General features: G+C 66.4%; 11 protein-coding genes. 3 read left to right on the forward strand and 8 right to left on the reverse strand.

Features of this window, described 5'->3' with window-relative positions; translation table 11 throughout:
* The coding region (locus tag BIS11_RS03660; protein WP_253585742.1) for a GGDEF domain-containing protein at positions 1–963 on the forward strand (963 nt) is incomplete at its 5' end.
* A 10-nt stretch (positions 964–973) separates the two neighbouring features.
* Positions 974–2275 carry an S-methyl-5-thioribose kinase gene (mtnK, locus tag BIS11_RS03665; RefSeq protein WP_253585743.1) on the forward strand — a complete coding sequence of 434 codons (1302 nt, stop codon included), beginning with the start codon at positions 974–976 and terminating at the stop codon, positions 2273–2275.
* Between the two features lie 148 nt (positions 2276–2423).
* On the opposite strand, the gene BIS11_RS03670 is transcribed toward mtnK, so the two are convergent.
* From BIS11_RS03670 to mtnB, 3 genes are read right to left on the reverse strand one after another with little or no spacing between them, the layout of a single operon-like run.
* Positions 2424–2972, reverse strand: coding sequence for an acireductone dioxygenase (locus BIS11_RS03670; protein ID WP_253419969.1), 549 nt, complete (start codon positions 2970–2972; stop codon positions 2424–2426).
* A 30-nt stretch (positions 2973–3002) separates the two neighbouring features.
* The gene (mtnC, locus tag BIS11_RS03675; RefSeq protein WP_253419966.1) at positions 3003–3689 is read right to left on the reverse strand and encodes an acireductone synthase; all 687 of its coding nucleotides are present in this window, start codon (positions 3687–3689) and stop codon (positions 3003–3005) included.
* Positions 3686–4270 (reverse strand): methylthioribulose 1-phosphate dehydratase, encoded by a 585-nt coding sequence (gene mtnB / locus BIS11_RS03680; RefSeq protein ID WP_253419963.1) that lies wholly within the window; start codon positions 4268–4270, stop codon positions 3686–3688. The genes mtnC and mtnB overlap by 4 nt, the downstream gene beginning before the upstream one ends.
* Positions 4271–4356: 86 nt before the next feature.
* On the opposite strand from mtnB, the gene mtnA reads away from it, so the two are divergent.
* The gene (mtnA, locus tag BIS11_RS03685; protein ID WP_253419960.1) at positions 4357–5373 is read left to right on the forward strand and encodes an S-methyl-5-thioribose-1-phosphate isomerase; all 1017 of its coding nucleotides are present in this window, start codon (positions 4357–4359) and stop codon (positions 5371–5373) included.
* A gap of 7 nt (positions 5374–5380) precedes the next feature.
* Here mtnA and recQ read toward each other — a convergent pair whose 3' ends face one another.
* The 5 genes from recQ to BIS11_RS03710 all read right to left on the reverse strand — a co-directional run.
* The gene (gene recQ / locus BIS11_RS03690; RefSeq protein ID WP_253419957.1) at positions 5381–7504 is read right to left on the reverse strand and encodes a DNA helicase RecQ; all 2124 of its coding nucleotides are present in this window, start codon (positions 7502–7504) and stop codon (positions 5381–5383) included.
* Between the two features lie 55 nt (positions 7505–7559).
* A complete protein-coding gene (locus BIS11_RS03695; protein WP_253419979.1) occupies positions 7560–8399 on the reverse strand; it encodes a carbohydrate ABC transporter permease in 840 nt (279 codons plus the stop codon).
* 13 nt (positions 8400–8412) lie between these two features.
* Positions 8413–9297, reverse strand: a complete 885-nt coding sequence (locus tag BIS11_RS03700) for a carbohydrate ABC transporter permease (RefSeq protein ID WP_253585744.1) — start codon at positions 9295–9297, stop codon at positions 8413–8415.
* A gap of 54 nt (positions 9298–9351) precedes the next feature.
* Entirely contained in the window at positions 9352–10623 is a 1272-nt protein-coding gene (locus tag BIS11_RS03705; RefSeq protein WP_253419952.1) for an ABC transporter substrate-binding protein, read from the reverse strand.
* Positions 10624–10656: 33 nt separating this feature from the next.
* Positions 10657–11320 (reverse strand): ABC transporter ATP-binding protein (locus BIS11_RS03710; RefSeq protein ID WP_253585745.1); only part of this gene is annotated, 664 nt, incomplete at its 5' end.

An 11320-nucleotide genomic window follows, 5' to 3' on the forward strand; every position in this document is an offset into this window, starting at 1 on the left:
GTCATGATGCCCTTCGGGCTGACGGTATTGTGGTTCGTTCATCGCGGCATGGCGGGCGGATGGCGCGAGGCGATGATGGCCAGCACCGTGGTGCTGGCCATGGTGATCTCGTGCTGGGTGATGCACGCCTCCTCGATGCCCTACTCCTACCTGGATGCACTGCTGTTCAGCTTCATTCTGGTCGTGGGCAACCTGTTCTACTCGCTGCGCTTTCCCTACGCGCTGGGGGCGACGACGCTGAGCGTCGCCATCATGCTCTACTGTGTCGCCACCTACGCCCCGATGCCGATGGACATCAAGCGCCTGGCGGTCTTCGCCATCGTCGCGAAGGCGCTGTTCACGCTGCTGGCCAGCTATCGGCTCGAGCAGAGCGAGCGGCTCTCCTATCTGCTGCTGCTCAAGGAGACGCTGCGCGCCGGTGATTTCCAGCGCGACAATCAGCAGCTCACCCATCTCTCGCAGACCGACCCGCTGACCGGCCTCGCCAACCGCCGCCAACTGGAGAGCATGGTCGAACTCTACTGGCAGCGGGCCATGGAGAAGGGCACACCGTTGGGCGTCGCCATCATCGATATCGATCACTTCAAGGCCTACAACGATGCTTACGGCCACCTGCAGGGCGATCAGTGCCTGTGCCGGGTCGCTCGAGCGCTCAGGCAGCACAGCCGACCGGGTCATCTGGTTGCCCGCTTTGGCGGCGAAGAGTTCGTGGTGTTGATGCAGGACGCGGACGAGTCGCAGGCGAAGCAGGCGGGCGAGCGACTGAAAGAAGGCGTGGCGGCGCTCGCGCTCGATCACCAGGGCGTCGAGCACGGCTGCGTAACGGTCAGCGTGGGCATCGCCATCGCGACGCCCGGACCGCTGATCAGTACCGTACGGCTGTTTTCCACCGCTGACCAAGCGCTTTACCAGGCCAAGCGCGAAGGGCGCAATCGCTGCCGGATGGTCACGCTCTCGCCCTGATTGACGTAAAATGCCGGCCTGGACCCAGAGCGGACACATTTCGACGATCGAGGAGCAGGCGGTGGCAGACGAGCAGGCGTATTGCGCATTGGAGGTAGGCACGCTGGGCGAACGCCTGGCGCCGGTCGCGGCGGTGAGCGAGCGCGTCGGCGGCGACCCGGCGCGCTGGGACATTCGCGAGGTGGGCGACGGCAACCTGAACCTGGTGTTCATCGTCACCGGCGAGGCAGGAAGCGTGGTGGTCAAGCAGGCGCTGCCCTATGTGCGCATGGTCGGCGAGAGCTGGCCGCTGCCGCTCTACCGCGCGCACTACGAGTATTACGCGCTTTCGCGCCAGGCCAAACGCGCCCCCGGCGTCGCCCCGGCGGTGTACCATTTCGACAAGGCCCAGGCGCTGATCGTGATGGAGTACCTGCACCCCCACGTCATCCTGCGCCGCAAGCTGATCAAGGGCGAGTGGGTCGCAGGACTCGGCAGGACGCTGGGCGAATTCTGCGCGCGCACCGCCTTTCGCGGCTCGGAGCTTTCGCTGCCGAGCCCGGAGAAGAAGGCCGACGTCGGGCTCTTCTCCGGCAACGTGGCGATTCCCGCCATCACCGAGTCGCTGGTGTTCACCGACCCCTATTTCGAGGCCGAGATGAACCACCACACGCCAGAGCTTGCCGAGACCGTGGCGGCGCTTCGCGCCAACGCCCTGCTCAAGGCGAAGGCCCAGCGGATGCTCTTGAAGTTCACCGCCAACGCCGAAACCATGCTCCACGGCGACCTGCACTCCGGCTCGATCATGGCCACCGACGATAGCGTTCGCGTGATCGACCCGGAGTTCTCCCAGTACGGCCCGATGGCCTTCGATCTCGGCATGGCGGTGGCGAACTTCCTGATGGCCTACTTCAGCCAGCCCGCCCACCGCAGCGCCTCGGAGCTCGAGGCCTACCAGGCGTGGATTCTCGAGGTGATCGATGAGTGCCTGGAGCACTTCGAGACGGAGTTTCGCCACCTGTGGCACACCGAGCGCCGCGGCATCCTCTACCCCCGGGCGCTGTTCGAGGAGCAGGGCCACGACAGCGCGCCCGCCTGCGAGGCGCTACTCGACGAGATTCGCGAGGACGCGCTGGCGTTTTGTGGCATCGAGATGCACCGCCGGGTGCTGTCGCTTGCCCACAACGCCGACTTCGAGGAGATCGAGGACACCGCTCTTCGCGCCGAGCTCGAAGCGCGCAACTTGAAGATGGGGGAGGAGCTGGTAGTCAACGCCCGCGCCTATCGCGAGACGCAGGCGCTGCTGGCGCTGGCCCGCGCCCACAATCGGTAATGCTCCGACTCGCTAACCGGCACCCGTAGCGCGGCGTAAGCGCAGCGCACCCGCGAAGCACCGCGACAGCGGTGCCGGCATGGCCATCAAGGCAGACAGCCATCGGTACCGACGAGCATCGCCTTGGCCATCTTGCGTCAGCGCTCTCTCAGAGCTGATCGAGCCGATCGAAGCGTCCGGCGATGTCGCTCTCGGTCCAGTGCGGTACCCAGCCTTCGACGTTGTCGAAGAAGCGCAGCGCGGTGAATTCGGGGGCGGGACCCATGTCGAACCAGTGCGGGGTGTTGGCGGGTACGCTGATCAGATCGCCCTGGGTGCAGAGCACCTGGTACACCTGGTCGTCGATGTGCAGGCAGAAAAGCCCCTGGCCCTTGACGAAAAAGCGCACTTCGTTCTCGTGATGGCGATGCTCGTTCAGGAACTTCTGGCGCATCGCGTCCTTCTCCGGGTGCGTGGCCACCATGTGGAGCACGTCCACCGTCTGGTAGCCGCCCTCGGCCTTCAGGCGCTCGATGTCCGCGTCATACAGCGCCAGAATCTCCTCCTGGGTGGCGTCATCGGCAATCTCGCCGGGGGTTTCCCAGCGCTCGAACAGCACGCCGACGCGGTCGAGCTCGGCCTTGATCTGCGCGCCTTCCCGGGTGTCGAGCAGCGCGGTCTCGGGGTTCTGGTCGGCAAACACCTTGAGTTGAGACATGCAGCACTCCTGTCGATCTGACGTTGTGGGTTATAGGGGGATGTCGTCGAAGCTTGCCACGACGCCGTGCTCGGTGCCCGCCTTCGTGCCTTCGCGCACCAGCTGCAGCGTCTCGAAGCCGGCAAGCGCGGCGGCGTCGAGTTCCTCGACCACGTCCGATAGAAACAGGATCGACGCCGGGGTGAGAGCGAGTTCTTCCGCGATGCGCCGGTAGGCCTGCGCTTCGCGCTTGTGGCCGATGTGGGTGTCGAAGTGGCCGTCGAACAGCGCCGTAAGATCACCGGCCTCGCTGTGGCCGAACAAGAGCTTCTGCGCCTGCACCGAGCCGGAGGAGTAAACGTAGAGCGCCAGGCCCTGGTCTTTCCATTGGCGAAGGCGCGGGGCCACATCGTCATACAGATGGCCCTTGAAGGCGCCGCGCTGGTAGCCGTCGGCCCAGATCATGCCCTGCAGCGCTTTCAGCGCGGTGACCTTCTGGTCGGTCTCGATCCAGTAGAGCAGCGTCTCGATCACCTTGTCGACGGATGCTTCCGGGTCGCCAAGCTCGCGGCGCACGGCGTCGATCTGCTCGGCGACCTCGGGCTGGGCGCTGTGGGTGTGCACGAACTCGGGCAACTGGTCGTGGGCGTAGGGGAACAGCACGTCGTGGACGAAACGGATGTCGGTGGTGGTGCCCTCGACGTCCATGACCACGGCGCGGATAGTGGAATCACTCATGAGTAGCGGCTCTCTTCCAGAACGCAGGCAAGCAGGAATTCGATGGCCTCCAGATGGCGGCGACACTCGGCGATGGACGCCCCGACCGCGTAGATGCCGTGGCCTTCGACCAGAAAACCCCAGGGCATCGGCCAGCCGGCTTCTACATGGCGCGAAAGCTCGGCCATGTCCTGGGAGTTGGGCACCACCGGCAGTGTGATCGCGGCGGCGTGGGTCGTGTTGCCCGACAGCGCCTTCTGCATCTCGAAGCCTTCGAGCATGATGCCCTGCGGGAAGCGGCGCGAGAGCACGGTGCTCGCCACGGTGTGCACGTGCAGCACGCAGCCAATGGCCGAGTCGAGCCGGTAGAGCGCGGCGTGAAGCTCGCTTTCGGCGCTCGGCTTGCCCGCGCCTTCGAGCACGCGGCCGTGCGTGTCGCAGGTGAGCAGGTCATCGGCGCCCACGCGGGTCTTGTCGACACCGGAGGCGGTGACGAGATAGCCGCGCTCGGTGCGAACGGAGAAGTTGCCGCCGGTGGCCGGGGTCCAGCCGCGGCCGGCAGCCCAGCCGATCGCGGCCAGCAGGTCGTCTTGTAAGGTCATGCGCGGTACCGGTCGCTGTCCAAAGCGCTTCATTCTATATGATATGCTCCGCGCGTGATAAGCCGCGCCGCCCCTGGGAGTCTTCGATGCCATACCTTCAGTCACGCAGCCTGCGTGTCCACGCCGATTTTCTCGAGTACCTCGACCAGACGTGCCTGCCCCAGGCGGAGCAGTGGCTGCGCTGCGACTCGCCGGAGGCCTGGCAGGCGGCGGTCAAGCGGCTGGCGATTCGCGGCGCGCCGCTGATCGGGCTGAGCGCGGCCTTCGTGCTGGCCCACTACGCCGCCCGCCACCCCGAGGGCAACTGGCAGGGCGTGAGCGATAATCTTCGCGCCACGCGCCCCACGGCGGTGAACCTGATGTACTGCCTGGACGCCATGGAGGCGTGCTTCGCTGAAGGCATCGACGCGCTCTGGGCCCGCGCGGCGGCGCTGTTCGCGGAGGACCGCGCGCTTTGTCAGGCGATGGCCGAGCGCGGCGCGGACCTGTTGCGCGACGGCGACCGGGTGCTCACCCACTGCAATACCGGGGCACTCGCCACGGCGGGCGTGGGTACGGCGATCGGCGCTTTTGCCGTGGCCAGGGCGCGTGGTCTCGGGCTTCACGTCTACGTCAATGAGACCCGGCCGCTTCTGCAGGGCGGGCGCCTGACCGCCTGGGAGATGGAAGACCTCGGCATCGACTACCAGCTCATCTGCGACAGCTCGGCGGCGAGCCTGATGGCGGCGGGCAAGGTCGACAGAGTCATGGTCGGCGCCGATCGTATCTGCGCCAACGGCGACTTCGCCAACAAGGTGGGCACCTACATGCTCGCGGTGCTGGCGCACTATCACCGAGTGCCGTTCTACGTCGTCGCCCCTTACACCACGGTGGACGCGGCCTGCGCCACCGGCGCCGAGATTCCCATCGAGCAGCGCGACGGCGCGGAAGTGCGCGGCGTGGCCGGCGCCTTCGGCGAGGTGAGCTGGGCGCCTGCCGAGGCCCCAGTGTGGAACCCGGCCTTCGACGTCACCCCGGCGGCACTCGTGACCGGCTGGGTGCTCGATACCGGCGTGTTCGATCAGAGTGCCATCGCCCGCGGCGAGCACTGCCGCGAGCGCTAGCCCCGCCTCAGGCCGGGGCGTTCATCGCCGCGCGCACGCAGGCCAGCACGTTATAGTCGACCTGGCCGTCGAGGGCGTCGAACACCGCCCGCATGCCGCCCGCCGCGTGTTCACGGATCGCGCTCTGAATGCGCTCTAGCGCGGCGGGTTCCAGGGTGATCACCTCATCGAGATTGAGCGCCCCGCCTTCGATCGCCTCCGCCAGGTGGCGGTAGATGGTGTTGACGGTGAAGCCGCGCCGGTTCGCAATGTCCTCGACGCTCAGGCCCTCTCTTCTCATTTCGGCGGACTCCCGGGCGCTGTCGCCGACGCTGGCGGGTTGGGCGCTGCCCCTGTGTGCCGCGATCACTTCCAGTATTCCCTCGCCGTAATCCTCGAGCTTGCGCGCGCCGATGCCGGTGACGCCGCCAAGTGCGTCCAGGCTCTCCGGGCGGCGCTCGACGAGCTCGTTGAGGGTGGCGTCGTTGAAGATCACGTAGGCCGGCACGCCCTGCTCGTCGGCAAGCGCCTTGCGGTGGGCGCGAAGCGCCTCCCACAGCGGGCCGTGGCCCTGGGCGGCGGAGGCGCCCCGGCCGCGGCGGCGGACGGCGGGCTTGACCGGCTTGCGCAGGGTCAGCGCTTCTTCGCCGCGCAGCACGGGCTTGGCCTTGTTGGTCAGGTGAATGCCGCCGTGGCCCTCCATGTCCACGCTGAGAAAACCGCTTGCGATCAGCTGGCGGTAGAGCGCCTTCCACTCGTTGGCGGAGAGCTCGCCTCCGATACCGAAGGTGCTCACCCGGTCGTGGCCGAAGCGCACGATGCGCTCGTTCGACTTGCCCAGCAGCACGTCGACCAGATAGGTCACGCCGAAGCGCTGCTCGGTGCGAAAGACACACGACAGCGCCTTCTGCGCGGCGACGGTGGCGTCCCAGGTCTCTGGCGGGGTCAGGCAGTTGTCGCAGTTGCCGCAGGGCGCATCCAGATGGTCGCCAAAGTAGTGCAGCAGCGCCTGGCGGCGGCAGCTGATGATTTCGCAAAGCCCCAGCATGGCGTCGAGCTTCTGCTGCTCGATGCGCTTTTGCTGATCGCCGGCGCTCGAGTCCTGCTGCATCTGGCGCAGGGTGATCACGTCCTGAAGCCCGTAGGCCATCCAGGCATCCGCGGGCAGGCCGTCGCGCCCGGCGCGGCCGGTTTCCTGATAATACGCCTCGATGCTCTTGGGCAGGTTCAGGTGCGCCACGAAGCGCACGTCCGGCTTGTCGATGCCCATGCCAAACGCGATGGTCGCCACCACGATCACGCCGTCCTCGCGCAGAAAGCGGCTCTGGTGGTGCTGGCGCTGCTCCGGCGGCAGCCCCGCGTGGTAGGGAAGGGCGGTCAAGCCTTGACGCTCGAGCCAGGCGGCGGTCTCCTCCACCTTCCGGCGCGAAAGGCAGTAGACGATGCCCGCCTCACCGTCGTGGTTCTCGCGGATGAAGCGCAAGAGCGCCTCCCGCGTGTTGCCCTGATTTTCGGCGATGTGGTAGCGGATGTTGGGCCGGTCGAAGCCGTTGTTGTAGAGCGCGGCGTCTTGAAGTTGCAGGTGCTCGATGATGTCGCCGCGGGTCGGCACGTCGGCGGTGGCGGTGAGCGCGATACGCGGCACGTTTGGAAAGCGCTCGTGAAGCTGGGAGAGCTGGCGGTACTCCGGGCGAAAGTCGTGGCCCCACTGGGAGACGCAGTGGGCCTCGTCGATGGCAAAGAGTGCAATCGGCACCTGATCCAGCAGCGCCTGCATGCGCGGCGTGGCCAGCCGCTCCGGGGCGACGTAGAGAAGATCCAGCTCACCGGCGCGAAGCTGGTTCTCCACCGCCATCGCGTCCTGAAAGTCGAGGCTCGAATTGAGATACGCCGCGCGCACGCCGTTTTGCACCAGTGCGGCCACTTGGTCCTGCATCAGCGCGATCAAGGGTGAGACCACGATCGCCGTACCCGCGCGCAGCAGCGCCGGGATCTGGTAGCACAGCGACTTACCGCCGCCGGTGGGCATCAGGACCAGCGCGTCGCCGCCGGCGCTTACGTGCTCGATGATCGCCTGCTGCGGGCCGCGAAATTGATCGAAGCCGAAGACTTCCTGCAGCACCGACAGCGCCGGGTGGGGTTCGCCGTGCATCCTCGCTCTCTCCTCGCTGGTTGGCATTGCGAGGATTGTCGCACGAAAGCGCGCGCTATCGGATGCCCGCGCGCAGAAACGACTGCACGAACTGGCGCTGGAAGAGCAGAAACGCCACCAGAAGCGGCGCGATACTCAAGAGCGTGGCCGCGCTCACCGTGGCCCAGTTGACCCCGGTTTCTGGCGCGGAAAAGACGCCGAGCCCCACGGTCAGCGGGCGGCTCTCCACCGAGTTGGTCACCACCAGCGGCCACAGGAAGTTGTTCCAGTGGTGGCTGATCGACACCAGCGCATAGGCCAGGTACGTCGGCTTGGCGAGCGGCACGTAGACTTTCCACAGCACGGCGAGCCAGCCGCAGCCTTCGATTCGCGCGGCGTCCTCGAGCTCCCGGGGGATGGTCTTGAAGGTCTGGCGCAGCAAAAAGATGCCGAAGGCGCTGGCCACGTAAGGCAGCCCCATGCCGGCGATGGTGTCGATCAAGCCAAGGCCGCTGGCGATGCGGTAGTTCTCGACGATCAGAACCTCGGGAAACACGAACAGCTGGATCAGCACCAGCAGAAACAGCGCGTTCTTGCCGGGCACGGGAAAGCGCGCAAACGCGAAGGCCGCCAGCGTGCACACCACGAACTGTGCGGCCACCACGCCGGTGACCAGCAAGAAGGTGTTGAGGTAGTAGCGCGCGAACGGCGCCTGGGCCCAGGCGGTCTTGAAGTTCTCAAGCGTCACGGGCGCGAAGAGCTCGAAGCGCACCATGAACGCCGGCGGGTGAAACGCCGCCCACACCGCGTAGAGCAGCGGAAAGATCCACACGATGGCCAGAAGCCAGGCGGCCAGGGTCTCGAGCGAAAGCACTGGGGCCAGGCGGCGGGGAAGGGTAGCGGCGAGCGTGCTCATGGGCATGGCGTCGTCATTGGTAGTGGGTCCGGCGGTCGAGAAGCGTGAACTTGAGCGTGGCCACCGCCGCAAGCACCAGCAGGATCATCACGGTGAGGGTGGCCGCCGTGGTGCGATCGAAAAACGCGAAGGCGTTTTCGTAGACGTAGTAGAGCAGCAGGTTGGTAGCGTTGTTCGGCCCACCCTTGGTGAGAATGAACAGGTGATCGACCACGCGCACGGCGTTGATCAGCGCGTTGATCAAGACGAACAGGGTCGTGGGCATCAAAAGCGGAAAGGTTACCCGCCAGAAAAAGCGCGCGCGGCTCGTACCCTCGAGATCCGCCGCTTCCTTGAGCTCCGGCGGGATCGCCTGGAGTGCGGCGAGATAGAAGAGCATGAAAAACCCCGCCTCCTTCCACACCGACATCACGATGATCGAATAGAGCGCCACGCTCGGGTCGCCCAGCCAGTTCACGCCGGAAAAGCCGAGCGCGCCGAGCAGCTTGTTGAACAGCCCGATCTGCGGGGCGTAAAAGAACATCCAGATGTTGGCCGCGGCGATCATCGGCAGAATCGTTGGCGTGAAGTAGGCCATGCGCACAAGCCCGCGCCCGGGTAGCCTGCCGTTGACCAGCAGCGCCATGCCAAGGGCGAGTGCGATGGAGAGCGGAATGGTGCCCAGCGCGTAGAGCAGGTTGTTGCGCGCCACCTGCCAGAATTTCGGATCCTCGAACAGGTACTGATAGTTTTCGAGCCCGACGAACTCCGGCGGCGCGCCGCGAAAGCCGGGCAGATAAAGGCTCTGAAGCACCGTGGTGACGGTGGGCAGGTAGGCGAAGAGGCCCAAAAGCGCCGCTGCCGGCAGCAGCAGAAGCGCTCCATAGAGCTGGAGCTTGCGGTGGGCGGTCAGCGTCATGGCGAGGACTCGTAAAAGAGTGGGCGCCAGGGCAGGCCCGGCGCCCGGATGGGCCTAGCGGGCGTAGCGGCGCAGGATACGGTCGGCCTCGGCCTGCGCCTGGGTCAGCGCCTCCTCTGGCGTCATCTGGCCGGTGAGCGCGGCCTGCACGGCGTTATCGAGCGTGCGGCGAATGCGCCCGCCTTCATAGGTGGCAAGCTCGGCGGTACCGAACTCGAGCTGGTCGCGGGCCACCGCCGCCGGCGGGAACTCTTCCACGTAGGCCTGAAGTGCCTCGGTCTCGTAGGCGGCGGGGCTCACGCCCATGTAGCCGGTTTCGATCGACCAGTCCGCGGCGCGCTCCGGGGCGGTCATCCAGCGGATGAAGGTCATCGCGGCGCGCTGCTCCTCCTCAGAGGTGTCGGCAAAGATGTAGAAGTTGCCGCCGCCGGTGGGGCTGCCGCGCTGGGTCTTGGCCGGCAGCATCGCCACGCCGAAGTCGAAATCGGCGTCGCTCTTCACCGCACTCAGGTTGCCGGTGGTGTGCCACATCATCGCCGTGGACTGCTCGAGGAAGTTCTGGCGAAGCGTCCCCCACTCGATGGTGCCGCTCGGCATGACGCCGGACTCCGCAAGCGTCACCCAGTACTCCAGCGCCTCCACCGCCGCCGGGTCGTCGAAATAGACCTCGGTGCCGGCCTCGTTCATCAGCCGATGGCCGTTCTGGTAAGCGAAGGCCTGAAACATCCAGTAGGGGTAGCCGGTGGAGGGCACCATCACGCCCCACTGGTTACCGCTTGCCTCGCGCAGGGTGGCGGCCATCTCGGCCATTTCGTCCCAGTTTTCAGGCGGGGTGTCCGGGTCGAGCCCGGCGGCTTCAAAGGCGTCCTTGTTCCAGTAAAGCACGATGGTCGAGCGCTGGAACGGGATGCCGTAGGTCTTGCCGTCGAGCCGGCCGTTCTCCATCAGCCCGGGGTAGAAGCCGTCGAGCCAGGCGCGCTCCTCGTCGGTCTCGACCAGGTCGTCGAAGGCGACGATGGCGCCTTGCTCGATCAGCTCGAACAGGTCGATGGAGAACATCACCGAAAGCGCCGGCGTATCGCCGGCCTCGATGGCGGACATCGCGCGCACCCGGGTGTCGTCGTAGTTGCCGGCGTAGATGGCGTCCACCGAGATCTCCGGGTGCTCGCTTTCGAACGCCTCGACCAGCTCGTCGATCACGCCGGTCAACGCGCCACCCACGGAGACCGGGTAGTACATGGTGAGATCGACCTCGGCATTGGCCTGGGCGGCGCTTAGAAGGCCAGCGGCCAGCGCGGTGAGGGCAAGGGGGAAGCGAGCGGACATGACGAACTCCTGGTGGATGGCGAGAGAGGCGAATCAGTGCTGGAACGATCCCACCGTCGGCGGGCGGGCAACGGTGCGTGTAGCGGCGGCGAAGGCGCTGGGCGTCAGGTGCTCGTGGCGCAGACCGTCGGCGGCGAAGAGATGCGCCTTTTCCGGCGCCCAGTAGAGGCGGCAGGCGGCGCTGGCAAAATCGGGGCGACCCGCCACGCGCACGCGAAGGGTGTGATTGCCCACCGCCACGTGCACGACGGTATCGGCGCCCAGGTACTCCTCGCTTTGGATGCGTGCGGCGACGCCGGGCGCGTTTTCAGGGCGAAGCTCGATATCCTCGGGGCGAACGCCAAGCTGCCCGCCGGCGGCTTCCAGCGGGGCGACGGAGGTGGTGTCGCCGTCGATCACGGCACCGGCAACACCGGCCACCAAAGACAGTAGATTCATGGCGGGGCTTCCTATGAAACTGGCGGCGAAGGCGCTCGCCGGATGGTTGTAGAGCTCGCTCGGAGTGGCGTCCTGAACGATGCGGCCGTGCTGCATGAGAATCACCCGGTCACCCATGCTCATGGCTTCCACCTGATCGTGGGTGACGTAGATCACCGTCATCCCGAGCCGGCTCTGCAGCGCCTTGATCTCGCGGCGCATGTCGGCGCGAAGGCGCGCGTCCAGATTCGAAAGCGGCTCGTCCATCAGGCAGATCGGG

Source organism: Halomonas sp. 707D4 (genome assembly GCF_024158685.1).
Taxonomy (GTDB): Bacteria; Pseudomonadota; Gammaproteobacteria; order Pseudomonadales; family Halomonadaceae; genus Vreelandella.